General features: G+C 64.7%; 12 protein-coding genes. 11 read left to right on the forward strand and 1 reads right to left on the reverse strand.

Translation table 11 applies throughout. The features are described 5' to 3' along the window. The first annotated feature begins 77 nt into the window (after positions 1-77). The 11 genes from QMK17_RS04390 (at position 78) to QMK17_RS04440 (ending at position 25,432) form a co-directional block, all read left to right on the forward strand. On the forward strand, positions 78-1,373 hold the full coding sequence (locus tag QMK17_RS04390; RefSeq protein WP_283507218.1) for a lysine N(6)-hydroxylase/L-ornithine N(5)-oxygenase family protein: 1,296 nt from the start codon (positions 78-80) through the stop codon (positions 1,371-1,373). Then, a complete protein-coding gene (locus tag QMK17_RS04395; protein WP_283507219.1) occupies positions 1,373-3,103 on the forward strand; it encodes an ABC transporter transmembrane domain-containing protein in 1,731 nt (576 codons plus the stop codon). The genes QMK17_RS04390 and QMK17_RS04395 overlap by 1 nt, the downstream gene beginning before the upstream one ends. Continuing rightward, entirely contained in the window at positions 3,100-4,887 is a 1,788-nt protein-coding gene (locus QMK17_RS04400) for an ABC transporter ATP-binding protein (RefSeq protein WP_283507220.1), read from the forward strand. The genes QMK17_RS04395 and QMK17_RS04400 overlap by 4 nt, the downstream gene beginning before the upstream one ends. Before the next feature lie 46 nt (positions 4,888-4,933). Then, a complete protein-coding gene (locus tag QMK17_RS04405) occupies positions 4,934-5,596 on the forward strand; it encodes an isochorismatase family protein (RefSeq protein ID WP_283507221.1) in 663 nt (220 codons plus the stop codon). Beyond that, on the forward strand, positions 5,593-7,212 hold the full coding sequence (locus QMK17_RS04410; RefSeq protein ID WP_283507222.1) for a (2,3-dihydroxybenzoyl)adenylate synthase: 1,620 nt from the start codon (positions 5,593-5,595) through the stop codon (positions 7,210-7,212). The genes QMK17_RS04405 and QMK17_RS04410 overlap by 4 nt, the downstream gene beginning before the upstream one ends. Further along, positions 7,209-20,468 carry a non-ribosomal peptide synthetase gene (locus tag QMK17_RS04415; RefSeq protein WP_283507223.1) on the forward strand — a complete coding sequence of 4,420 codons (13,260 nt, stop codon included), beginning with the start codon at positions 7,209-7,211 and terminating at the stop codon, positions 20,466-20,468. Before QMK17_RS04410 ends, QMK17_RS04415 begins: the two co-directional genes overlap by 4 nt. Positions 20,469-20,548: 80 nt before the next feature. Next, positions 20,549-21,562 carry an ABC transporter substrate-binding protein gene (locus tag QMK17_RS04420; protein ID WP_336620124.1) on the forward strand — a complete coding sequence of 338 codons (1,014 nt, stop codon included), beginning with the start codon at positions 20,549-20,551 and terminating at the stop codon, positions 21,560-21,562. 89 nt (positions 21,563-21,651) lie between these two features. Next, positions 21,652-21,879, forward strand: a complete 228-nt coding sequence (locus tag QMK17_RS04425) for a phosphopantetheine-binding protein (RefSeq protein WP_283507224.1) — start codon at positions 21,652-21,654, stop codon at positions 21,877-21,879. 27 nt (positions 21,880-21,906) lie between these two features. Beyond that, a complete protein-coding gene (locus tag QMK17_RS04430; protein WP_283507225.1) occupies positions 21,907-23,745 on the forward strand; it encodes a siderophore-interacting protein in 1,839 nt (612 codons plus the stop codon). Further along, complete coding sequence (locus QMK17_RS04435; RefSeq protein ID WP_283507226.1) at positions 23,735-24,628, forward strand: siderophore-interacting protein; 894 nt, start codon at positions 23,735-23,737, stop codon at positions 24,626-24,628. Before QMK17_RS04430 ends, QMK17_RS04435 begins: the two co-directional genes overlap by 11 nt. Positions 24,629-24,688: 60 nt before the next feature. Next, positions 24,689-25,432 (forward strand): ABC transporter permease, encoded by a 744-nt coding sequence (locus tag QMK17_RS04440; protein WP_283507227.1) that lies wholly within the window; start codon positions 24,689-24,691, stop codon positions 25,430-25,432. Here QMK17_RS04440 and QMK17_RS04445 read toward each other — a convergent pair. Further along, positions 25,383-26,849 (reverse strand): MDR family MFS transporter, encoded by a 1,467-nt coding sequence (locus tag QMK17_RS04445; protein ID WP_283507228.1) that lies wholly within the window; start codon positions 26,847-26,849, stop codon positions 25,383-25,385. The genes QMK17_RS04440 and QMK17_RS04445 overlap by 50 nt on opposite strands. Positions 26,850-26,851: the final 2 nt, after the last annotated feature.

Genomic DNA, 26,851 nt, shown 5'->3' on the forward strand with positions numbered 1-26,851 from the left:
AAGGCTAGCCTAAACCGGATGTCGTAGAATAGGTTAGGCTAAATTATCTTCCAACCGACAAGGATGCATTGTTACCCATGGCCAGCAACAATTCCGACGTAGTGGATATCCTCGGAGTCGGCTACGGGCCGTCGAACCTGGGGTTGGCGATCGCCCTAGAGGAGCGCAATGCCCAATTCGCGCTTGCGGACCGGCTCACTTCGGTGTTCGTCGAACGGCAAACGGAATTCAAGTGGCACCCTGGCATGTTGCTTCCTGGCGCGACGATGCAAATATCGTTCCTCAAAGATCTTGCAACCCAACGCAACACCCGCAGCGAGTACACGTTCCTGCAGTACCTCGCCGAACGCGACCGGCTGACTCATTTCATCAATCTGCAGACGTTCTTTCCTTCACGTGTGGAGTTCCACGATTATCTGACGTGGGCAGAGAACAAGGTCGCGGCCGATGTGCACTACGGGTCCGTCGCGAACTCGGTCCAGTGGCAGGGCGAGTACTTCGAGGTCACGGTCGACTCCCGTGGCGGCGAGCGCCAAGTCCTGCGTGCTCGCAACGTCGTGTTGGCAGGCGGACTGACCGCGAAGTTGCCCGACGGTGTCCACCCGGGCCCGCGGGTGTTCCACAACCACCGGGTTCTGGACCATCTGGAAGCGCTCCCCGATCTGCAGCACGGTCGATTCGTCGTCGTCGGGGCCGGCCAGAGTGCCGCCGAAGTTGTTGCCCATCTGCACGAGCGCTATCGCGACGCCGAGGTGCACGCGGTGTTCGGCAAGTACGGGTACAGCCCTGCCGACGACAGCCCGTACGCCAATCGCGTATTCGACCCGGAAGCGGTGGACGATTTCTATGCTGCATCTCCGCGACTGCGCGATCAATTGATCGCTTACCACCGCAGTACCAACTACTCGGCGGTGGATCTGCCGTTGATCGAGGATCTGTACAACCGTGAGTACGGGGAACGAGTGAGCGGTCGGCGTCGACTCTTCGTCCATGGAGCTTCGGAAGTATCCACCCCGGTGGTCTCCGACTCCGGCGCCCACGTCCGAGTTCGTCACCGCCCCACTGGGCGGGACGAGCATATGCAGTGCGATGCAGTAATATTCGCGACCGGTTTCAGGCCACTCGACCTTCACGGGATTCTCGGCCCACTGGCGCACGAGTGCGTGTTCTCCGCCGACGGCACCCCAGAGGTCGAGCGCGATTATCGGCTACGCACCACGGATGCAGTATTCGGTGGTATCTACCTGCAGGGCGGAACCGAGCATTCGCACGGTTTGACGTCGTCCCTGCTGTCGAACATCGCTGTGCGTTCGGGTGAGCTGGTCGATTCGCTGGCATCACGGTCGTTGCTCGACGCGGTCCTGACGCGCTGATGAAACTGCCGATCCTCTTCGACGCACCTGCCGAGCCGCTGGCCATCGATGACATCACGGTCACGGCGACGACGACACCTCGCCAACTGACTCTTCGCACCATGTTCGCCGCGAAGAAGTACACGGTTCCAGCAGGAATGCTCCTCATCGCGCATCAACTGGGCGCTGCCCTCATACCTGTCATCATGGGCCAAGCGATCGACCGTGCGATCGGTACCGGTGACCCGAAACAGTTGGTTCTGTGGACAGCCTTGCTGGCGGTCGACTACGCGTTCGTATCGTTCACCTTCCGGTTCGGTGGCCGCATCGGCTTCCTGGGAATGAACGCCATTGCGCACAAGGTGCGAACGAAGATCACGAACCGCATCCTCGACCCCGAGGGCATGGGTGGTCCGGCGCGTCAACCCGGGATGTTGCTCAGCATCGCGACATCGGACGCCCGTCAGATGGCCATGGCCGTCGCGATCGTCATCTATCCGCTCGGCGAATTCGCAGCCGTGCTGTTCGCCGCGATAATCCTGCTGTACATCTCGTGGCCGCTCGGACTGGCGATCGCTGTCGCGACGCCGGTCATGCTCTGGGTGATGGACCGAGCAGGCGGTCCGCTACGCCGACGTAGCGTGCAGCAACAGCAGGTCGCCGGTGAAGCGGCCGGAACGGCAGCAGATCTTGTCGGGGGATTCCGAATAGTCAAGGGCCTCGGCGCGGAACCCGAGGCAAGCAGGCGATACCGCGCTGCCAGCGAGCGGGCGCTGCAGGGAACGTTGAAAGCCAATCTCGCCCGGGCCGGCTACCTCGGATCGATGGAGACCGTCGCAGGTCTGTTCATCGCAGGCGTCGCGGTAGCCGCGGGGCTCATGGCCTTGCGCGGTGCAATGACGGTGGGTCAGCTGATCACTGTCGTCGGGGTGACGCAGTTCGTACTCGGGCCGCTGCAGGCATTCGCGTCCAACTTCGGCACGATCTGGGCTGGCGCACTGGCATCCGCGGAACGCGTCCTGACGATAGTGCAGGCGCCCCATCGAACGGAGAGGGCACCGTTCTCGGCTGCGCCGGAGGGATTCGCTCTCGAATTCTCCGGTGTCCGGTGCGGAGCAGGACCCGTCGTCGACATCATTGTGCGCGAGGGTGAATTCATGGCCATCGAAACGGATTCAGCGACGGCTGGTGCTCTGTCCGGCGTTCTTGCCGGAGTGATACGCCCCGCTGCCGGTGCGGTCACGGTCGGAGGTGTCGATGCAAGGTCCCTGAGCGGCGAGGACCGCAGACGGCGTCTGATCGTCGCGCCACACGAGAGCGATCTGTTCGAAGGCACTGTGGCAGAGAACGTATCGATGCCCGGCGATATCCCTGGCGATGCAGTCGCACGAGCTCTCATGGCCGCCGCCTGTGACGATGTCGCGGCAGCGTTGCCGGACGGGCTCGACACCGACGTCGGCGAAGCCGGACGATTGCTGTCCGGTGGCCAACGCCAACGCGTCGCGTTGGCTCGCGCTCTGGCCGCAGATCCACAGATCCTCGTCCTGCTCGACCCAACCACAGCAGTCGATTCGGTAACGGAAGCGGTTGTTGCCGAACGTATCGCGCAGTCGCGTCGTGGTCGGACCACGGTGATCTTTACTTCGGCGCCGGCACTGTTGGCCGCCGCGTCACGGCGGTTGAGAATCGGCGAGACATCCAACGGCGAGACTTTCAACGGCGAGACATCGGTATTGGAGCGTTCGCTGTGACCGCTGCGATGGCTCCCACCCAGCCCGACAAGCTCCCGATCGCCGACGCCCGCGCAGTGCGCGCGGAAATCGCCCGTACGCTTCGCGGGCAGGGCGCTCGGCTGCTCGGGGTGGTGGCCACAATGGTCGTCGGTGCCGCCCTCGGACTCGTCGCCCCCTGGGCCCTCGGCCGGATGGTCGACACCGTCATCGGCGACGGCAGTGCACAGCAAATATGGCAGCTGGGTCTCGTGATGGTCGGTGCTGCAGTGGCATTCGCTGCGTTCACGGCGTTGGGAGTCGTGCTTTCATCGAGGCTGTTCGAGACTGCCCTTGCCCATCTGCGTGAGCGGATGTTCTCGACCAGCGTCGGATTGCCGCTCGAGCGGGTCGAGCGAGCAGGGAGCGGTGATCTGATCTCCCGTGCCACCGACGACGTCGACGAGGTCTCGTCGGCGATCAACACCGTTGTGCCGGCAGTGTCGACATCGTTGTTCACCATCGTTCTGACCGCCGTCGGGCTCACCGCGTTGGACTGGCGATTTCTCGGCGCAATCGTGTTGGTATTGCCGGTGTACGCACTTGCGGTGCGGTGGTATCTGCGCAACGCCCCTGGCATTTACGCGTCCGAGCGGGCGGCGATGGGCATGCGAGCACAGCAGGTTCTTGGTTCGGTTCGTGGACTGCGCACGGTGCACGAGTATCACCTGGCCCCCACGTTGGCACATCGCATCGGCACTCATTCGTGGGAAGTGGTGCGCTGGACGATGCGCGCCCGCATCGTGCAGAACCGCTTCTACGGCAGGTTGAATACAGCCCAGTTCATCGCCATGGCTAGCTTGCTGGTGATCGGCTACTTCCTCGTCGGAGCAGAGGCACTGACCGTCGGTGCGACGACGACGGCAATGCTGTTCTTCCTCAGGCTGTTCGAGCCGATCGACGAGTTGCTACTCGTTGTCGACGAACTGCAGTCGGCGCTGGCGTCTCTGACTCGCATCGTCGGGGTGATCGAGACCGGTGCAGTCGGTGCAGTCGGTGCAGTCGGTGCGGTGACAACTCGCAAGGCCGTCCTGGAAGCTACGGACATCACGTTCGGTTACTCGCGCACGCGGCCGGTACTACGTAAAATTGATCTCCGACTCGAACCCGGTGAGAAAGTGGCGCTCGTGGGCACCTCGGGAGCGGGGAAGACCACGCTCGCCGCCGTGCTCGCCGGCGTACGGACGCCGAACGGGGGCAGAATCGAGTTCGACGGTGTCGATCTGGCCGCCATGTCCGATGCCGAACGTGCCAAACGAATTACATTGGTGACTCAGGAAGTGCACGTTTTCACGGGCACATTGCGCAGTGATCTCGCATTGGCGGATCCGGGCGCCGACGACGCCACGATGGAAGCGGCGCTGAGGACAGTTCTTGCGGGAGACTGGTTCGATCTGCTGCCCGCCGGGTTGGATACACAGGTCGGTGACGCCGGGCATCCGCTCACCCCGATGCAGGCCCAACAGTTGGCGTTGGCGCGCTTGGTACTCGTCGATCCGCCCGTTGCGATTCTCGACGAAGCAACTGCCGACGCAGGCAGCGCTGGAGCCTCCCTGTTGGAACGTTCGGCGGAAGCGGCGCTCGCCGGACGAAGTGCGCTCGTCGTGGCGCATCGACTGGGTCAGGCTCGTCATGCCGATCGAATCCTGTTGATGGACTGCGGGGTCATCGTCGAGGCGGGTTCGCACGAGGCGCTGATCGCCCGCGACGGCAGATACGCAGAGCTGTGGGAAGCGTGGAGTCGTCACCGACGAGGCCCGGCCTGAAGGTACAGGCCTACCGGAAAGCACAAGACGAAGGAAAGGGACGGCAATGGCGATACCGAAAATTTCGAGCTACACGATGCCCACACGGGACGAGATTGCGGACAATGTGGTCGACTGGGAACTCGACCCGGGACGCGCAGCACTGCTCGTGCACGACATGCAGAACTACTTCATCGACGCGTACGTGGACGCCGCGGAGCTGATCGTGCCGGTCGTCGACAACATCAGGGCCATAAGAACATTGGCTGCCGAACTCGATATCCCTGTGGTGTTCACCATGCAGCCAGGAGATCAGCATCCCTCGCGCCGCGGCATTCTCGCGGATTTCTGGGGACCAGGCCTGGGCACCGGCCGCGATACCGAGGTGATCGAGGCACTGCGTCCCGAGCCGGGCGACATCGAGGTCACCAAGTGGCGCTACTCGGCGTTCCAGCGCACCGACCTGCGGGAGCTGCTCGGCCACCACGGGCGCGACCAGCTGATCGTGACCGGTGTATATACCCACATGGGGTGCATGCTCAGTGCCGCAGAGGCATTCATGTCCGATGTGAGTCCGTTCTTGGTGCTCGACGCCACAGCGGACTTCACGCGGGAAGAGCACATCATGGCGGCGACATATGCGGCCAAACGCTGCGGTGCGGTTGTCACCACGGATACCGTCCTGCACTCGCTCGAGCGCGAACCGGCGTCCGCCGGAGCGGCGTCTTGAGCGCAACGGTCACGTCGTCGGTGGAGCCCCTGCATGTGCCAGGCGTCGTCGGTTATCCCGACGAATTCGCAGCGCTGTACCGCGACAAGGGATACTGGGTCGATCAGACTCATTCGGACCTGTTGGCCTCCACTGCAGCTCAATTCGGTAACCGTCTCGCGGTTGTCGATGCCTGTCGCAGCCTCACCTACGCCGAGCTGGCAGACCGCGTGAAGTTGGTCGCGGGCGAGTTTGCGCGCGGCGGTATCGCGCGCGGCGATCGCGTCGTGGTGCACATGCCCAACACCGTCGAGTACGTCGAGGTCGTGTTCGCACTGTTCGAGATCGGCGCGCTTCCGGTGTTCGCGCTGGCTGCGCATCGCGCCGGCGACATCACCGGCTTCTGCTCGGCAACCTCGGCTGCCGGGTACGTCACCGTGGACCGATTCGGCGGCACCGATTACTCGACCATCGCCGCCGAAATCGCGCGGACACATCCGGATCTCACTGCAGTGGTGGTTCCGATCGGTGACGAGAGTTGGGCCAGCGGGCCCGCGTTGCCGCGTTGCAGACGCTCATTGGCATCGGACGTCGCGTTTCTGCAATTGTCCGGTGGCACGACGGGTACCCCGAAACTCATTCCGCGCACGCACGATGACTATCTTTACTCCGTCCGCGAGAGTGCACGAATCTGCGCGATCGACGAAACGTCGGTAATGCTTGCCGTACTTCCCATCTCCCACAATTTCACGATGAGCTCGCCAGGTCTGCTGGGTATGGTCGCGGCCGGGGGAGCCGTCGTCATGGCTCCCGATCCGAGCCCGGACACGTGTTTCGCCCTGGTGGAGAAGTATTCGGTCACCCACGCCGCTCTCGTGCCACCGCTGCTGGTGGCGTGGCTGAATTCGTCGGCGCGCGCACTGCGCGACATCGGTTCGCTCGACGGAGTGTGGGTCGGCGGTGCCACGCTCCCCGCAGAGGTTGCGCGGCGGGTCACCCCGGAGCTGGGCTGCGCCTTGACCCAGGTCTTCGGCATGGCGGAGGGATTGGTGAACTACACCCGACTGGGGGATGACGACGAGACGGTGTTCACCACTCAAGGGCGTCCCATCTCACCCGACGACGAGGTGCGCGTCGTCGACGACGCAGGCCAGGTGGTCCCCGACGGCGAGCCGGGTAACCTCCAGACCCGGGGGCCTTACACGATCCGCGGGTATTATGCCGCGCCCGAACACAACAGCACGTGCTTCACCCCCGACGGCTTCTACTGCACCGGGGATGTAGTGATACGCGACGACCGTGGATATCTTCAGGTCGTCGGGCGTACGAAGGATCAGATCAATCGCGGCGGTGAGAAGGTCGCGCCCGCGATGGTGGAGAACCACCTGCTCGCCCACGAGGGCATCCACGACGTCTCGGTGGTAGGAACACCCGATTCCGAACTGGGCGAGAAGATCTGCGCGTACGTCATTCGTCGTGACCCGCAGTCGGAATCACCGACAGCATCCCAGCTGCGAGCATTTCTGCGTACCGAACGCAAGGTTGCCGCATACACCGTCCCCGACAGATTCGAGTTCGTCATCGAGTTCCCGACGACCTCGGTGGGCAAGATCGACAAGAAGGCCCAGACGATATGACTCTCACCGACGACACCCGTACCGACGCGGCCACGACGCTGCTGCCGCTCACCGGAGCGCAGTGGGGTATTTGGAATGCCCAACGTCTCGAACCGGATTCGCCGTACTACCTCGTCGGTGAGGTTCTCGAGATCGTCGGTACCGCTACCGAGGTGCCCATCGATCTCGTCGCGCTGGTGGACGCCATCGAGGCGACCATCGGTGAAGCGGACACGATGCGCCTGCGCTTCATCGACACCGAAGACGGTCCGCGTCAGTGGATCACCGAGGCCGGCGCGTTGACGATCTCTGTTGTGGATCTGTCCGAACGGCCCGATCCTCGCGCGAGCGCCGAGGAGCTCGTCGTGCAGTGCAGGGCCGAGGCCGCTGAGATGTGCCGTGAGATGGTGGACCGCGAATTGTTCGCCTATACCCTGCTGCAGCTCTCACCCACCGAGGTGTGGTGTGTGCAGCTCTATCACCACTTGGTTGTCGATGGCTACTCGGCTGCGATGATCTCGCGCCGGATCGCGGCTCGCTACACCGCCGCGGTCGCCGACAAGCCTTTGCGTCCCAATTCATTCGGATCTTTCACGGACGTGGTGGCCGAGGATGTCACCTATCGAGAGTCCGCGCAGGCAGCGACCGATCGCGAGTACTGGTCCGCCGCTTTGACCCCGCTGCCGGAGCGGCACGGACGCGGCGGCTCGAGCGACAGCCCGGCAGAGCGGACGTACTCGGCCAGAGCCGTCGTCGACGCCGGCGCCATGGATCGGATCAAGCAGATCGCCGACGAGTGCGGGTGCACCTGGGCGGACGTGCTGATCGGTGGATACGCCGGATTTGTCGCACGCTTGCTGAACACCTCCGACGTGGTGATCGCGTTCCCGATGTTGGTGCGTACCACCCGGACGTCCCTGACCACGCCGTCGATGGCCGTCAACGTGCTGCCGTTGCGGGTGTCGATCGGACTCGGTGACGACATCACCGCCCTGGCGATCGCGACGGCAGCGGTACTGAAAGATCTTCGTGAGCATCAGCAGTACCGCGGTGAGGACATTGTGCGCGACCTCGCGGCGCCCGGTGTCGGCGCCCTGTTGCACGGCGTGGGGATCAATCTCAAGGCGTTCGACTTCGATCTGAACTTCGCCGGTGCGGTCGGGACGCTGCGCAACGTCGCCGGTGGTCCGCCCGAAGAACTCGGTCTCACCGCCACACCCATCGACGGCGGCCGAATGATGCTCGGATTCGAGGTCGACGCGCGGCAGATGACCGAAACCGCGGTCCGCGGCCGTGTCGAGGGCTTGGCCGGATTGTTGTCGGCGCTGTGCGCACCCGAGCAACCGTGCCTGGGCCGCATAGATATTCGGACGAGCGGACTCGATCGGGACTGGGTTGCAGCTCCGATTCCGGCGGCAGAGCAATGGTCCATCCCTGAGATGTTCGACGCGATGGTCGCCGCCCATGGCGGCGACATCGTGCTGACCGAATCCGCTACGTCCTGGACCGCGACGCAACTGGCGGCCCGGGTGCACGCGATCGCACGTCTCGTTCGTGCACGCGGAGTGGGACCGGACGACATCGTCGCCCTTGCGCTTCCCCGATCGGTCGACCTTGTCGCGAGCATCTTCGCTGTCTGGACGGCGGGCGCCGGATACGTCGTACTCGATCCGGCTTACCCAGCCGAGCGGTTGAACGATCTTGCCCGACGCTCGGCTCCGTCGATCCTTCTGTGCGAAAGAGTCTCTCCCGTACCGAATGTCGACGTGGACATTGTTGCGTTGGCGGACGAACGTGTTCGGGTCGAGTTGGCATCCTTCCCCGCCGGACGACTCGAAGCTCACGAACTGCTCAAGGCCCGGCATCGCGATCACACCGCCTACGTTCTGTTCACATCCGGCTCCACGGGAACCCCCAAGGGGGTGGTCGTCCGCGCCGGCGGCCTAGCGCACCTCGCCGCCCGGCACCGCCGCACTCTGTATGCCGACGCCACGCGCCGCGTGGGCGGCCGCAGGCTCCGGGTCGCCCATACGACATCCTTCGCCTTCGATGCATCCCTCGATCCGCTACTGTGGATTCTCGACGGTCACCGTATTCATCTGTACGACAGCGAAGTTCAGCGTGATGCAGATCTTCAGGTCGAGTTGTTCTCGGCAGACGGCATCGACGTGGTCGACACGACTCCGTCCATGGCATCGTTCCTCGTGGATGCAGGACTCGTCAGGACTGGTTCCGTCAGCACTGGTTCCGTCAGCACGATCGTCGTGGGCGGCGAGGCGTTGCCGCCCGCTCTCGCCGGGCAGCTGAGCGCGAGTAAGGCTGTGGTGCACAACATGTACGGCCCGACCGAGGCCACTGTCGACGCTATCGGCGGTGAGGTCACCGGCGTGGACGTGCGGATCGGACGGCCGCTGGAGGGGACCGCGGCCTACCTTCTCGACGGAGCTCTGCGACCGGTTCTCGACGGTGAGACGGGCGAGTTGTATCTCGCGGGACCGCAACTGGCACGTGGCTATCTGGCCATGCCCGCAGCCACGGCCGATCGCTTTTTGGCGGATCCGTTCGATCCGGCGGGCGGTCGGATGTACCGCACGGGCGATTTCGCCCGCTGGGACGCGGCGGCGGGATACGAGTACCGCGGGCGAGCCGACGATCAGGTCAAGATTCGCGGGCACCGCGTCGAACTGCGCGAGGTCGAGGCGGCACTGGCCGCGACGACCGGCGTCGGTACCGCGGTCGCGATTGTGGAGGGAAGCGGCACGGCGGCAAAGCTTCTCGGCTACGTCGTCGTCGACGCAGGAGCCGATCTGCTGACCGCTGACGGCATCCGGCGCGACATGCTGACCCGGGTACCCGATCACATGGTCCCCTCGCTGGTCACCGTACTTCGCGAGCTGCCGGTCACCGTAAACGGCAAGGTGGATCGCGCACGGCTTCCCGCGCCGCAGGCGGCCGATGTCTCCGGTGGGCGTGCCCCGAGCACGGCCGCAGAATTCGCCTTGTGCACCGTCCTTGCAGACGTCCTCGGCCACGACGAGGTTTCGCTGGGCTCAGATCTGTTCAGCCTCGGCGGCGACAGCATTGCCGCAATCAGCATCAGCAGCAGACTGCGCGCACATTCGGTGCTTCTCACTCCCAAAGAGATTCTCACCGGACGTGATCTCGCGACACTTGCAGCGATCAGCAGAACCCCCTCGCGGATCGCCGCGGCCGCTGCCGAAGACGTTGCGTTCGGACCATCACCGGCAACCCCGATCCTGCGTCGCGTGCTGGAGGGCAGTCCCCCGGACTCGACGGCTGCGTACGCGCAGTGGACGGTCGTCGAGGTAACCGAGCACATCGAGCTCGCCGCAGTGCGTTCGGCCGTATCGGTCATGCTCGAACGTCATGCGGCACTGAGAATCCGCGTCGCCGACGAGAACACCGTCGAGATCGCGCGTGAGCAGGCCGTCGTTGAGTCGGACGTGACCGAATACGGTCCGGTGGACACCGATCGATTCGACGAGGTTGTCGTCGAACTCGCGCGCGAACTCGCTGCGGACCTGTCGCCGCGTACCGGGCGCATGCTGCAGATTGCCGTGATCAGAACATCCGGCGGGCAAGACCGAGTGCTCACGGTTGTGCACCATTTCGCTATCGACGCGGTGTCGTGGCCTGTCCTGCTCAGCGATTTGATCGGTGCCGTCGGTTCCCGCGCGTTGCCGGCGGTCAGCGGAACGTCGTGGCGTCGCCGAGCGGTGGATCTGGCCGAACGCGGATCGGCCCACCGGTACCTCGACGAGCTCGATCACTGGACCACAGTCCTGGGTGGGGAGCAGGAACCCGTCGTCGACGCCGCACTGCGGCCGAGCATCGATACTCACGCCACCTCGTCCGTCACCCGCACCGGCTACTCCGCGGCAGTCACCTCCGCGGTCATCGATGATCTGTGCACAAAGTACCGCTGCCGTCCGGACGAGGTCCTGCTCGTGGCGCTGACGGTGGCCGTACGCGCATTCCGCGGCGAGGGTCTCGGCGACTTCCCGGTCCTGATGGAAGGCCATGGTCGCGACGGTGACGGTGCCGCCACCGAAGACTTCGGTCCGACCGTTGGCTGGTTCACCACGGAATACCCGGTGTCCGTGCCTGCTGCCGCACTGAATTCGGCCGAGCGTGTCGGCGAAGCGCAGGGAGGAGGCGCAGTGGTGGCTGCGCTGCTGCACGAGATCAAGGCGCGGCGTCGGGCAGGCCGCGACAACGGAATCGGCTACGGCGTCCTGCGATACCTCGACGACGCAGGCAGTTCGCTGTCGGCGCTGCCCGAGCCGCAGATCGTGCTCAACTACCTCGGCAAGGCGAGTGCAATGTCGGGGGAGGGCTGGAAGACCCTCTCCGCCGACGCATTCGGTGTTGTGGAGCCGCCGGATCGGATGCTTACCGAGGTGTTGGCACTCAACGCGTTCGTGCGCGACGGGGACGGCAGGGGCGGCGGCTCGACGCTGTCGGTCGAATGGACCGCAGCCGGTGAGCTGCTCGCAGCCGACGATGTTCTTGCGTTGCAGGAACATTTCAGGCAGGCATTGGAAGGTATGGCCGCACATGCCGCGCTGTTCACCGGTGGACTGAGTGCCGTCGACACCGGCGTCGTCGACGTCAGCCAGGACCAGATCACTCACCTGGAATCGCTGAACGGACCGCTGGATCGACTGCTGCCACTGTCGCCACTGCAGCAGGGGCTGCTCGCGCACTCCGCTCGCTACAGCGACCACGACGTGTACACGTTGACCGCTGTGGTCGATCTGCACGGCAGCCTCGACGCCGACCGTCTGAGGCGCGCCTTCACCGCAGTCGTGCACCGCCACCCCAACCTGGCAGCGAGCTTTCACTTCGACACTGTCGATACGCCCGTGCAGGCCGTCCCCCGCAGCATGAGCATCGACTGGCGAGTAACGGACCTTCGCGAGCTCACCGAGGCCGGCGCCCGCGCCGGCGCCGACCAGGCAGGCCGTATGGCGGCCGGTCGCGTGTTCGACGTCAGCTCGGGTCCACTGCTCGCCGGTCACGTCCTTCTCCTGCCCGGCAACCGGACCACGCTCGTCCTGAACGCGCATCACCTCGTGACCGACGGCTGGTCGACGCCGATCGTCCTGCGTGAACTGGTGCACGTCTACAACCACCTCGACGGCGACCTCGATCCACTGCCACCCGCACCCGACTACGGCGACTACCTGCGCTGGCTTGCCACGCGTGAACGGCGCGAGATGCTTGCGGCGTGGCGCGATCGACTGGGCGGACTCGATGAACCGACCCTCGTCGCGCGCGGAGAGGGCACAGGGGAAAGCACCCTCGCGCAGGAAGCGAAGATTTCCGAGACGCTCGGCGAAAGGCTCACCGAGTTCGCACAGGACAACGGCTTGACGGCAAACACTGTGGTGCAAGCCGCGTGGAGCGCGATTCTGTCCGCGCTCGTCGGCCACTCCGACGTGGTCTTCGGCACGACGGTCTCGGGGCGCCCCGCCGATCTCGACCGTGTCGAACAGATGGTGGGTCTTTTCAGCAACACTGTCCCGGTTCGGCTTCACCTGGACGAGCGACCGTTGAGGGACGTGCTGCGGCGCAGTCAGAGCGAACAGTACGACCTCGGAGATGCCGAACACCTGCCGCTGCCGGAGATCATTGCCTGCAGTGACATTCCCCGTGACATCGGTCGGGACGCCGGACTGTTCGACACCCTCGTCGTATTCGAGAACTATCCCAACCTCTTCGGGGGAGACGACGTCGGGCTCCCCGAGCACACCAGGGTCGTCGGCATCGGCAATCTCAGTCTCACCCAGTACCCGCTGTCACTGCTGGCCCCGCCCGGCACTCGCTTCCGGCTCGTCGTCGATCACGACCCGACCGTCCTCGACACCGCGATCGCCTCGGCCGTGACCGAGGCCTTGCCGACTGTTCTCGAACAGATACTTCTCGGACTCGATCGCCCAGCGCTGGAACTGATTCCGCAGTCCCTTCCTGCGCTGCCTGACCGGAGCCGCGCTCGGGTCGAACCGAGGCGCAGGCCTTCGTCGATTACGGCCGCACCGACCTCGGCCGTCACGACTGTGACGAGACTGCTGGCCGAGGTGCTCGACACACCGTTGGACCCGGACGACGATTTCTTCGAACGTGGCGGGCACTCGATCGCGGCAATGCGCGCTGTGAGCGGCCTGCGTAAGTCCGGCGTCGTCGTCACCGTGGCGGACGTCTTCGCCGCGCGTACCCCGCGGGCGATCGCCGCGATGTCCGGACAGGTCGGTCCGGACTCGCTGGGTGAAACCCCCATCGCAGTGCCTGCTGCCCCCGTGGTGTCGTCGGCTCAGGAACGGCTGTGGGTCCTTGCTCAGCTGGAGGGGCCGAGCCACACCCACGATGTTCCGGTGGTGCTCGAACTCACGGGCTCGGTGGACGTGAGCGCACTTGCCCAGGCGTGGTCGGATCTGCTGGCGCACTATCGGATTCTGCGGACGTGCTACCCGCCGACTCCGGCTGGTGATCCGACGGTACGAGTCTTGGAGACAGACTCCGCTCCTGTGCTGACCGATCACGTCACCGAACTGCCGATGCATGAAGCGATCCGGGAGGTGTTGGAGGACCCCGAGGCAGTATTCGACATCGCCGCCGCTGCACCCGTCCGTGCAGCGCACGTCCATGGAGCGAACTGGGCGGCAGTAATTCTCGTCGTTCACCACATCGCGATCGACGGCGCCTCGGTCCCGATCCTGCTCGACGCGCTGGCCACTGCCTACCGTGCCCGAATCGACGGCAACCCGGTGCAGCTGCAAGCGTCCGCCCCGGAATTCGCCGAGTTCGCTGCCGTCGATCGTGCGCGCACCGAGTCCGCCGAAGGCCTACGTGAATTGCAGTACTGGTGTTCGCGGCTCTCGAATCTGCCGTCGGAACTCGAATTGCCGCTCGATCGTCCGCGGCCACGCACCGCCTCGCACCGATCGGTCGGCGCGAGTCGTGTTCTCTCCCGCGATCTCCTGGCGGAGATACGCGGGGCAACGGTTCGGCACGGGGTGAGCCCTTTGATGATCGTCGAAGCAGCAGTGGCGTTGACGTGGCATCGGTTCGGGGCCGGTGACGACATCCCGCTCGGTACCACGGTGTCCGATCGAGAGATACTCGGCGACGGGCGTTTCCGCGATACTGTCGGTTACTTGGTCAATACCGTGGTCCATCGGATTGACCTGTCCGGGAACCCGAGTACATCGCAGGTGCTCGACCGAGTACGAACCGCGGGACTGGACGCCCTCGAACACAGCGGCGCGCCTTTCGACCGGGTCGTCGACGCGCTCGCACCCGGTCGTGCGCAAGGACGTCATCCACTGTTCCAGACTCTCGTCGGACACGAGGTCGAAGGTGGTGCGCTGCACTTGGGCGAAGCAATTGCCACTCCGATCGAGCCCCTCGATCCACCCGCGAGAATGGATCTCGTCGTGTGGTTGCGAGAGAGCGCATCTGGGGCAGAACTACGGCTCGGCGGTGCCGCAGATCTGTTCGACGCAGCGACTCTCGAGCACCTTCTCGACGAGGTTTTCGCAGTGCTCGAGCACGTTGTGACCCGGCCCGAGGCATCTGTCTCGGCCATCGGCGCCGGCGCGTCCACCTCGGGGGCGACGCGGAACGATCGTCCGCTCTCGGTGGTCGAACGATTCTGCGAACAGGTGCGTGCCCACCCGACTCGGCCGGCGATTTCATTCGGCGACAACGAGATCGACTACGGCAATGCCGGTCGCATGGTCGACGGGCTGGCTCGCGGCCTGACCGCGGCCGGGGTCCGAGCCGGATCGGTGGTCGGTGTGGCAGTCGGGCGTGACCATCACCTGCCTGTCTCGTTGCTCGCAGTATTACGATGCGGCGCCGCGTACCTGCCTCTGGACGTCGACTATCCGCGCGAGCGACTGCAGTACATGATCGACGACGCCAGTCCCGTCTGCGTGCTGGTCACCTCCGACACCGTCGACGCGGCATCGTGGATGGACACCCCGTTCGTGCGCGCCGATCGCGCCGATCGACCCGGTGATGCGGCGCTGCCTTCGATCCGGGACGTCGGTGACGATCTCGCGTATGTCATCCACACCTCGGGTACGACGGGAAAACCGAAGGGCGTCATGGTCACCACGGCGAACCTGGCGGCGTTCGCGGCAGCGGTCACCGAGCAGGGCTGGGTGCTACCCGCCGACCGGATCGTCGCGGTAACGACCGTATCCTTCGACATCGCGGTACTGGAACTGCTCTGCCCGTTGACCGTGGGTGCATCGGTGGTCATCGCACCTCGCGCGTCCGTGGTGGATCCGAACGCGCTGTCCTCGCTCGTCACCGACTCCGGGGCGACCCTCGTTCAGGCGACGCCGTCCCTGTGGCGATTGCTCGCGGCCGTCGACCCTGCCCGGGGCTTCGGCGCCCTGCGTGCTCTGGTGGGCGGTGAGGCGCTGCCCACCGAACTTGCCGACCAGCTGACCGCTCAGTGCAGCGAGGTGTGGAATGTATACGGCCCCACCGAAGTCACGGTGTGGGCCACCGCCGACAAGCTCGCTGCTGGTGCCCCGGTCACCATCGGGGCGCCGTGGTCGGATGTCGGAGTACGAATCCTGGACCACTTGCTCCGTGAAGTCCCCGAAGGAGCTGCCGGTGAGCTGTACCTCGGTGGGGCGCAGGTGGCGCGTGGATACCTGAACCGGCCAGGGCATACGGCGACCCGATTCGTGGCCGACCCCGATCATCGGGCCGAACGGCTCTACCGCACCGGGGATCTCGTCCGTCGCCGACGTGGCCGCATCGAATACCTGCGACGCACCGACGACCAGGTGAAGGTCCGCGGATTCCGCCTCGAACTCGGCGAGGTCGACACCGTCCTGCGGTCCCTACCGGGTGTGCTCGACGCGGCCGCCAAGGTTGCCGAGATCGCCGATGGCACCGCCCGCTTGTTCGGTTACGTCGTACTGGAGGAAGGCACCGCGGTGGACTCGGTGCGCATGCGCCGTGCACTCGCCGAGTCGGTCCCCGACCAGTTCGTTCCACAGTCGATCACGGCGGTGGATCGACTGCCTCGGACACTGAACGGAAAATTGGACCGTGCAGCTCTTCCCGAACCCGTCGACGCTGTCTCTACGGGGCGAACCTCCGCGTCGCGTCTTGTTTTCGACGATCTCGTCGATGCCGCTGCTGACGTGCTCGGCATTACTGTCGACCCCGATTCAAGCTTCTTCGAGCTTGGCGGGGACAGCATCGCGGCGGTTCGTTTCGCGGCTGCCGCGACGAGCCGCGGTGTTCGATTCGCGGTGGCCGACGTGTTCGATGCTGCCAGCCTCACCGAACTTGCCGAGCGCGCAACGCGAACCGAACCCCTGCTTCCGAACGTGGACCGCGAATCGGATCTGGTGGCTCTCGACGACGACGCACGCAGCTTCCTCGACGCGTCGTACCCGGGATGGCAGCAGGTGGTACCGCTCACGCCACTGCAGCGCGGCATGTACTTCCAGTCGGTCACGGGCGCAGTGGGTTCCACCGACAACTATCACGTCCAACACCAGTTCACATTCGCCGAACCGATCGACCGCCCGGCATTGGTCAGCGCTGCCGCCGCATTGTTGGAGCGCTATCCCAATCTCGCCGCCGCGTTCAGCCATACCGCGTTCGACGAGCCTGTCGCAATCATCGGCCGGGCCACCGTCCCCATCGTCGAGCACAGCGCCGAATCATGTGCGACGACACAAGCTCTGGCTGCTGCCGAATTCGCACGCCCCTTCGCGCTCGACCGTGCACCGCTGCTCCGGATGCTCATCGTTGCGGAACCGGAGGGCAGGCAGACTCTCCTTCTCACTCAGCATCACATCCTGACCGACGCATGGTCGCAATCGATCATGTTCAGCGAACTGTTCGTTCTCTACGGGGTGGCGCGCCTGAGTGCGGGCCTGTACCCGATCGGAACGGATCTGTCGGCTGCCCTGGCGCGCGTACTCGACCCACCCGCCGATTTCACCGACCACCTCCGGCACCTCGCGGGGCGTGAGAAGGCGGATTCCACCGATGCGTGGGCGAGATACCTTGCCGATCTCGCCGAGCCGACGATCCTCGCTCCTGGTGCCGACCAACAAGCGATGTCGCTACCGAATCGGATCACGCGCGAAGTCGACGCCCGGATCGGCGACGCCCTCGCCCGCCGCGCCGCCGAGTACGGCGTCACGGTCGGCACGATCGTCGCGCTTGCGTGGGGACTGACGCTGCGCCGTGTGACCGGGCGCGACGACGTCGTGTTCGGGTCGACGGTGTCCGGCCGCGACCCGATGGTGCCTGCAGTAGAACGCATAGTTGGCTTGACGCTCAACACGGTTCCGGTCCGAGTGCGCACCTCACCCGGCGCCCGCTTACGCGACCTGCTGTCACGGATGATGACCGAGCAAGGTGGCCTCATCGACCACCAGCATCTGGGACTCGGTGAGATCTCCCGCGCCGCCGGATTCGCGACGCTGTTCGACACCTTGCTGGTGTTTCGAAACGTGGGCGGTGACGCTGTCCGATTCTCCACGTTCGAGCGAGCGGGAATCACCGCGGCCGAGGCGACCGACGCCACCCATTACGCCGTCACCGTGGACGTCGATCCGAGCAGCCGAAGCGGTTCGCTCGAGGTGACGATCGAACACCGCCGCGATCTGATCGACGACGACGCTGCGGAGTCGCTGCTGCGCACGATGATCGACATGATCGCGGTGCTCACCGGCGACACCGCAACCAGGACGGTGGCCGACACCGGACGCTCGCGAACCGAGCTCGAACGGACGGCACTGAATCCCGTTCGCGTGTCCGTTCCCGTACCGGGCGAGCGAGAAGGAAGCATCGACACGCTGTTGAGCGAACGGGCCGCGGCGACCCCCGATGCGCCGGCGCTGACCTGCGGAACCGAGACCCTCACCGCCCGTGGTCTCGACGATCGTGTCACAGCCATGGCTCGGTGCCTCGCTCACTCGGGCGTGGGGCCTGGAGATGTCGTAGCGTTGTTGTTGCCGCGTATCGCCGATCACGTTGTCGCCATCTTTGCTGTGATGCGCACCGGGGCAGCGTATCTGCCGTTGGATCTGCAGAACCCGGCCGAGCGCCTGCGTGAGATCGTGACCGACAGTGGTGCACGCGCGGTCGTCACTATCGGCGATTCGGCCGTCGGGGTAGAGCTGGACGGTGTCACGGTGTTCGACCTGGCCGATGATGCTCTGCGCGCGATCCTGGATGGAAGGGTCGCTGCCCCGGACGCACGCGTTCGGGGGCCGCGGTACGCCGATCAGCTTGCGTACGTGATCTACACGTCGGGCTCGACCGGCAAGCCGAAGGGCGTACAGGTAGGCCACCGGGGATTGACCGCGATGTACCACAATCATCGCGACGAGATCTTCGCTCCCACCGAGAACTCCGTCGGCGGACGGCAACTGCGAATCGCCCACACGGTGTCGTTCTCCTTCGACATGTCGTGGGAAGAGCTGTTCTGGATGTTGGCAGGTCACCACGTCCATGTCATCGACGAGACGATGCGGGTGGACCCGCGGGCACTGGTCCAGCACTACCGGACCGTGGGAATCGATGTGGTCAACGTGACACCCTCGTACGCAAGGGAATTGATCACGGCAGGGTTGCTCGACGACGATCGCGGGCCCTCCCTGGTGATGCTCGGCGGCGAGGCGGTACCACAGGAGTTGTGGACCAGGCTGCGCGAGCAACCTGGCGTCACCGGTTACGACCTGTACGGCCCGACCGAGTTCACGATCAACGCGATGGGGTCGTCCGTGGCGGACAGTGAAAGCCCGTGTCTCGGTGGTCCCGTGCGCAATGCCGTTGCTCGGGTTCTCGATTCAGGGCTGCGTCCCGTCGCGACCGGAGCCTCGGGCGAGCTGTACATGTCCGGTGACGGAACGGCGCACGGCTACCTGGGCCGCACTGGTATGAGCAGCTCCGTGTTCGTGGCCGATCCCTTCGGCTCCGGGGCGCGGATGTATCGCACCGGTGACTTGGTGCGGTACATCCGCGGTGGTCGGCTCGAATATCTGGGCCGCGCCGACCGTCAGGTCAAGATCCGCGGCATCCGCATCGAACTCGGGGAGGTCGAGTCCGCCCTCGAGAGCCTGGACGGAGTGTCACGCGCGGCCGCCACCGTGCGAACGAGCGACTCGGCGACCCGGCTGATCGGATACGTCGTCGTCGACGGCACCGAGACCGGTGATCTCCGCGCGCTGCTGCGAGAGCGTGTGCCGGCGCATCTGGTCCCCGCGCAGATCGTCGTCGTCGAATCGATCCCATTGACGGTGAACGGCAAACTCGACCGGGCAGCGCTGCCGGCGCCGCCGAAACGGGATGTCGAGGAAACGCTGCACACCGACACCCAGAAAGCGGTCGCCGCGGTGTATCGCGAAGTACTCGGGCGCGACGATGTGGGCGGCGACGACGGATTTGCCGACAGTGGCGGCGATTCCCTCTCGGCGATGCGTGTGGTCTCACGCTTGGGGCGCGAGGTCGGAGTCCGGATCGAGGTCGCCGAGTTACTCACTCGACAGACCGTGACGTCGGTGGCGGAGTACGTAGACCAACAGCGAGGCGGCAGCGCGGAAGCCGAGAGCCCAGAAGTAGAGAGCGAGGTAATCCATTGGGGAAGTGCGCGTACCGGCGATCCGCTGATCTGTATCCATCCCGCCGGGGGATTTGCGTTCGGGTTCTCTCCGCTGGCATCGATGCTGGATCGACCGGTTGTCGGGCTGCAACTACCAGCGCAAGATCGGCCAGGAACTTTCGACGAACTCGTCGGGCACCATCTCAGGTCCGTTCGTCGGCAGCAGCCGCATGGGCCTTGTCACCTGCTCGGCTATTCGTTCGGCGGCAACATCGCCTACGCGCTGGCTGCACACCTCACGGCGGACGGTGAAAGCGTTGCGTTCGTGGGTGTGGTGGATTCGGCACCGGTCGGCGACGACCGTGCGGGTGCGGAGCGCGGCACGCTCGACCGCGGGCCACGCGATGTGCCCGAGGAGTTCGCCGATGCGGTGGCACGCAATTTCGCCTACACCGCCTTGGTGCTGCAGACAGCCACACTGCCGAAATACGACGGCACGCTGACGCTCTTCGAAGCGCAGCGACACAGGCCTGTTCGTGGGTTCGCCGAACGATGGGCTCGAATCCACGACGCGGAACTCGTGGTCCACTCGGTGGACTTCGATCACGACGGGATTGTCACAGCGGAAGGTTGGCGAGAAATCGTGCCACGACTACCCGTGTGAACCCGGCGCGAAAAAATACGACCGGGCGGCGACCGAACCGTCCGGCAATACCGAAGATGATGATCTCGAAAGGATCCGCAGTGTCCGATTTCGAATTTCGACGACGAGGCCTTCGCCTCGTTGCCAGTGTGTCGGTGGCGATGGTTGCCCTCGGTCTGACCGCCTGCAGCTCAGACTCCGACAACGACACTGCCGGTAGCGAACCGGCAGTAAGCGAGACTCGGGTGGTCTCCACCGACAAAGGCGATGTGACGGTTCCGGCCGACCCGCAACGCATCGCGGTGCTCTCCGCCGGTTTCGCTGGATACCTGTACACGCTCGACGCTCCCATCGCCATCACCGACACCCGGCTGCTCGGAGTGACGAACCTCGATGGCGGGTTCCCTCCGCAGTGGGCCGAGAAGGCCGAGGCGCAGGGAACCAAGGAACTGCCCGCCGGTGAAGAGCTGAACATCGAGTCAATCGCACAGGCCGAGCCGGACCTGATCATCGCTGGCGGACAGGGTTACTCGGCAGTTCTGGCCAGCGAGGCGTACGACCAGCTCACTGCAATCGCGCCGACTGTTCTGATCCCGTCGACGGTGAACACCTGGCAGGGAGAGTTGGAGGCGGTCGCCGAGGCAGCCGGCGAAAGCGACAAGGTCGAGGGCTTGCTGCAGGCATACGAGGACAAGGTCGCCGAGGTCAAGGGCTCCATCACCGTTCCCGGTTCCCCCGTCGCGTACTTCCTCTCGCTGAGCACCAATGAGCCGTCGTTCATTCCGCAGACCGCGGCGCTTCCGACACTGCTGTCCGAGGTCGGTTTCGAACCGGAGGACATCATCGCCAAAGCGGGTAATCCGGAGCTGTACGGCTCGGGCGATTCGTTCATCGTCAGTCCCGAGTTGCTCGCACCTGTCGCCACCGCACCGGTAATGTTCGTCGTCCCGGTCGCGGGTCGCACACTCGCTGAGCTGCAGCAGGATCCGCTTTACACCGGCCTCCCCGCCTTCGCCGGCAACAAGGTCTACGAACTGCCCGCGACGAGCTATCGCCCCGACTACGACGGGGTCATCGCAACGCTGGACGATATACAGGAGATGTTCGCCACGTAGTCGTTGGAGGGTCGGCGGACACCTGCCGACCCTGTGCTCGGCATTCTCGATGCCCATACAGAGATGCCCATACAGAAAGGTTTCTCACCGTGCTCACCCGCGAAATTGTTATCGGTGACATCGCCGTCGCACTGGATCAGTTACCGGAATCGATCGGTGACGACCTCAATTTGCTGGACGAGGGCCTGGATTCGATCCGCATCATGGGTCTGGTGGAACGGTGGCGGTCTGCCGGTGCACCGGACGTCGACTTCCCAACGCTGGCAGCTGACCCCACCGTGGCGCACTGGGTTGCAGTCGCGCTCGGCGAACATTGATCGATCGAGAGAAAGAGGAGTTTTCAGATGGCGGGGACCGTCCGTGAAGTACAAGTGTTTCCGATCTGTCTTCGAGAGTTGGACGTTCTCCGCGTCGAAGACGTGACCCCCGGCATGCGGCGGGTCACCGTTGGCGGACCGTCGATGGACAGACACGTCCGCGACGGCGTCGAGCTACCTCCGGTCCGTACGACCGGATTCGACGACGACGTCAAGGTACTCCCTGTCGACCCAGCAACCGGGACGCTACCGTTTCCGGTGCCGAAGAACTGCAACGACGGAACAGTCGACTGGCCCGCGGGGTCGTTCCCATACGGGCGCACGTACACCGTGCGCAGCTTCGACGAGGACAAGCGCGAACTTGTTCTCGACTTCGCCGCCCACGAAGGTGGTCTCGCGGCAACGTGGGCACGTACGGTGCGCCCTGGTGAGAAGGTTCTGGTAGCAGGGCCCAAACACTCATCGAGTCTCCCTCGTGAGGTGGACTGGATGCTGATCGCCGGAGACGAGACAGCCCTGCCTGCCATTGCGCACTGCCTCGAAAAGTTACCTGCGGATCTGCAGGCGACCGTGGTCGTCGAGGTGGCCGAACCGTCACACCGACAAGAGTTGACCTCGGCTGCCGCCGTGGACATCACATGGTTGTACCGATCCGAGTCCGGGGGTGATTCTCGGCTCGTCGAGGCGGTACAGAACACGCAGTGGCGGCCGGGTCAACCGTATCTGTGGGTGGCCGGAGAGGCGCTGACCATCAAGCCACTGCGGCGGTGGGCGAAACTGGACAAGAAGATCGACAAGCGATTCGTCGAGATCGCAGGTTACTGGCGCAGGCGTGAGCAGAGCGCAGACACTCCCGTCGTCGATGCCGATGCTGGGGGAGACGCTGGATCGCAGCTGCACGAGATGTCGGAGCTGTTGCCTCCGTTGGTCATCAGGACGGCAGTCACGCTAGGGGTGTTCGCTGCCGTCGACAGCGGCGCCGACACGGTCGATGCCATCGCTGCGGAATGCGCTACGCATCCCGGAGCAACGGCGAAGCTGCTGCGCCACCTGACTCTTCTTGATCTGCTGGCGATCGACGGTGAGCTGTTCGCACTCACCGAGATGGGTTCCATACTCGCCGATCAGGACACGTTCACGAGCCAAGCGTTGCACTACGGCAGTATCCACACGCGGCTCGAACTCTCGTTTCTCGGGCTGACCGAGACTGTGCGAACCGGAATGGCCGCCCCGGCGCACAGTTTTGCCGTCAAGTCCGTAGAGCCGGGGTTCGCGGAAGACTTCCACGAAGAAGCTGCTTTCGGTGCGGTCTACCGAGCGCCTGCGTTGCTGGACGCCGTCGACCTCGACGGTGTCGCCACCGTCGCGATGTACGGGGAAGGCGCGGGGGTATATGCCGACACGCTGGCCCGTCAACGCCCCGAGTTGAAGATCGGGCTCGTCGGGCTGCCCGCCTCGAACCAGCGCAACATCGCGGACGTCGCGCAGGCGCGCCGCGATGCGGTGCACTGCGTCGACGCCAGTGAGTTCACTGCGTTGGCAACCCCGGTGGACCTGGCGATTGCAGTCGATCTCGTTGATGCTCACCCTGATGTCGATGCACGCCTGCTGATCTCGTCGCTCGCAGCATCGGCCGAACGAGTGGTGGTGATCACCGACGTACTCGACCCGGCGACATCCGACGATCACGACACCGAGGAAGACTTGCTTCGATTGTGCCTGTACGGGTCCGGTCGTCGCACGGAAGCCGAGCTACGTGCGTTGATCAGCGCATCGGTCGGGGGCGATGTACGGTTCGGCAGCCTGGGGTGGGGTTCGACAGTGGTCGAGTTTCGGAGTCCAGCGAGGTCATACGATGACCGATAGCAAGCGTGGTTTCTACTTTGCCGATGTCGTTGCTGTGAAACAGCTTACGACGCACATGGTGCGGGTGACGTTCGGCGGCGAGGACGTCGCGCAGTACGTATCCATCGGCGCACCCGACGAATGCGTGACGCTGTTCTTCGCGCGCGCCGGTGAGGACGTACCGCCTGCCATGACCGAGGTCGACGGCAAGTGGTGGTACTACGACGTCGAGCCCGTCCCCGAGGGGCGCAACTACACCGTCCGTCGATTCGATGCTGCCGCAGGACAACTCGTCATCGATTTTTTCGCGCACGAGGGCGGCGTCGCAGCTACCTGGGCACTGAATGCAGCGGTGGGACAAACCATTGTGTGGACACGCCCACGATCCTGGTACGGCGTCCCCGAGACCGCTGACTGGCAATTGTTCCTTGCCGACATGACCGGGCTTCCGGCGCTCGGACGCATCATCGAGGAATTACCGGCAGGCGCGACAGCCCACGCCATCGTCGAGGTGCTCGAACGCGGGGACATCCAGCAGTTCGAGACCGCGGGCGATGTCACCTACGACTGGCGAATCGGATCCGGCAACGGTGATTCGGCGAGCGTGCTCGACGACGCGGCGAAGCAGTACGAGCTTCCGGACGGCGAAGGTTACATCTGGTTCGCGGGCGAGGCGGCGTGCTCGCGCACGGTCCGAAAGTACTTCCGTAAGGAACTCGGATACCCGGTCACGCAATTCGAGATCATCGGATACTGGCGGGCGAACTCGGAGCTGTGGTTGGAGAAGTACAAGAAATACCAGGAAGAGGCGTTGTCGGTGTACAACGGCGCGCTGGAAGCCGGCCGTACCGAAGGCGAAGCCAGCGAAGAATTCGATGCAATGTTGGAGCGGGTCGGGCTCTAGCCATGTGAGCGCGAATACGTCCTCTGGGACGTATTTCCACGCACATGGTGGACTTACCGGGTGAGTTCCTCCCTGGCCGAGCCCGGCATTCCGTTGGCAGTGTTGTGCGTTGTCATGGTGTTGCTGGCGGCGTTGGTGTACCGGATCTCGGCAATCGGGGAGGTCTGGACGGTTCCGTCTGCTGCGGTGCGCGGGTTCCTGCAGTTGGCCGCCGTGTCGCTGATTCTCGCTGCGGCACTGGCACATCTTTGGTCGTCGTTGCTGGTTCTGCTGGTGATGTTCGGGGCGGCCGCTTTCACGTCGATCCGGCGATCGGAAGCCGGCCGGTCCGGGCTGTGGCTCATCCTCCCTCTCGGGGTGGGAGTTGGCGTCGTGATGCCCCTGTGCTTGCTCACCGGGGTCGTTCCCATCCAGGGCATCGCAATCGTTCCTGTCGGCGGCATCATTCTGGGCGGAACGATGACCGCGACGTCTCTGTCGGCCCGTCGAGCACTGGATGCTGTGACGGACCGGCACGGCGAAGTCGAAGCAGCGCTCAGTCTCGGCCTTCTCGAACGTGACTCGCGCCTCGAAGTGGTTCGGCCGACTGCATCCGATGCACTGCTTCCAGGCCTCGATCAGACTCGCACCGTAGGACTGGTGACGTTGCCCGGCGCGTTCGTCGGGGTGCTGTTGGCGAGTGGATCGGCCATTCAAGCAGGCGCAGTGCAAATTCTTGTTCTGACAGGTCTGCTGCTGGCTCAGACCCTCGCCGTCACGCTGACCGTCGATCTGGTGTCACGGGGTCGGGTTCACCGGTCTTGACGTGGCCGGGCATCAGCGTCGCCGCAACCAGCATCAGCACCGCAGCACCGACGATACCCAGAAAAACCAGGTGGATGGCGTCGGAGAGCTGGCTCGGATCCGGGTCACCCGGCCCGGAGATGCGCGAGTTCACAACCGCGCCGAAGATCGCGACCCCCACTGCGCTCCCGATCGACCGAGCGAACATATTGGTCGACGTCGCGACGCCTCGTTCCTCCCAATCGACGCTGGACTGCGCGGCGATCAACGTGGGGCTCGCTGCGAGACCCATCCCGAGGCCGACGACAAAGCACATCGCCGCGACCTGCCAAATCTGTGAATCGGCCGTGATGAGCGTCGCCATTGCGGTCCCGACCACGGTGATCGCCGCGCCGGTCGTCGCCGTCGCGCGGAATCCGAAACGGAGATAGACCCTGCCCGACATCGACGCCGCGATGGGCCACCCCATCGTCAAGGTCGCCAGCGAGAACCCCGCGACGATCGCCCCGGTACCGAGGACGCCTTGCACGAACGTCGGAACGTAGGACGTCAACCCGAGCACAATCGCGCCGACGAGCAGTGAGACCGTGCTTGACACCACCAGTACGCGTCGGGTGAACACCCATAGTGGCAGGATCGGCTCCTCGGCGCGTGTCTGCTGCCAGGCGAACAGTGCGAGCGAGGCGATGCCGAGAGCGAAGATCGACATGGAGATCGCGGAGAACCAACTCCAGGACTGACCGCCTTCGAGCAGCGCCAGCAGTATTGCCGCGGCTCCGACCGTGAGGAGGCCGGCACCCAGATAATCGATCTTCGGTTTGCGACGAGTCATCTCGCCCTCGTGGAATCGTCTGATCAGCATCCACGCCGCGAGGCCGCACAGCGGAATGTTGACGAAGAAGATCCAGCGCCACGACAGGAACTCGGAGAAGATGCCGCCCAAGGCAGGCCCGAGCACCGAGGAGATAGCCCACACGCTCGCGAGGTACCCCTGCACTTTGGCGCGTTCGCGCAGCGTGTAGATATCGCCTGCGATGGTGATCGACATCGGCTGGACAGCCCCCGCGCCCAGCCCTTGGATTGCTCGAAACGCGATCAGGGCCGGCATGCTCCACGCGAGCCCGCAGAGAATCGACCCGATCAGGAACACGCCGATGCCCCACAGCATGATCTTCTTGCGTCCGAACAAATCTGCGAGCTTGCCGTAGATCGGAACGGAGACGGCCTGGGCCAGCAGGTAGATGGAGAACAACCACGGGAACTGGCTGAAGCCGCCCAGGTCACCGACGATGGAGAGCACCGCCGTCGCGATGATCGTCGAATCGAGGGCGACGAGCGATGTGCTGAGCATCAGCGCGATGAGTACCGGGCCACGTTCGGATCGGAACCCGACGGCCGCCACTTCGCCGCTGCTTTCGTGTTCACTGTTCGTTGCCATTA

It is taken from the genome of Rhodococcus sp. G-MC3 (genome assembly GCF_030063335.1).
Lineage (GTDB): Bacteria > Actinomycetota > Actinomycetes > Mycobacteriales > Mycobacteriaceae > Rhodococcoides.

Bases quoted from the DNA above. Each gene is read 5' to 3' on its own strand.
- QMK17_RS04430 (WP_283507225.1), top strand. From the start codon at position 21,907: ATGGCGGGGACCGTCCGTGAAGTACAAGTGTTTCCGATCTGTCTTCGA.
- QMK17_RS04405 (WP_283507221.1), top strand. From the start codon at position 4,934: ATGGCGATACCGAAAATTTCGAGCTACACGATGCCCACACGGGACGAG.
- QMK17_RS04390 (WP_283507218.1), top strand. From the start codon at position 78: ATGGCCAGCAACAATTCCGACGTAGTGGATATCCTCGGAGTCGGCTAC.
- QMK17_RS04415 (WP_283507223.1), top strand. From the start codon at position 7,209: ATGACTCTCACCGACGACACCCGTACCGACGCGGCCACGACGCTGCTG.
- QMK17_RS04395 (WP_283507219.1), top strand. From the start codon at position 1,373: ATGAAACTGCCGATCCTCTTCGACGCACCTGCCGAGCCGCTGGCCATC.
- QMK17_RS04435 (WP_283507226.1), top strand. From the start codon at position 23,735: ATGACCGATAGCAAGCGTGGTTTCTACTTTGCCGATGTCGTTGCTGTG.
- QMK17_RS04445 (WP_283507228.1), bottom strand. From the start codon at position 26,849: ATGGCAACGAACAGTGAACACGAAAGCAGCGGCGAAGTGGCGGCCGTC.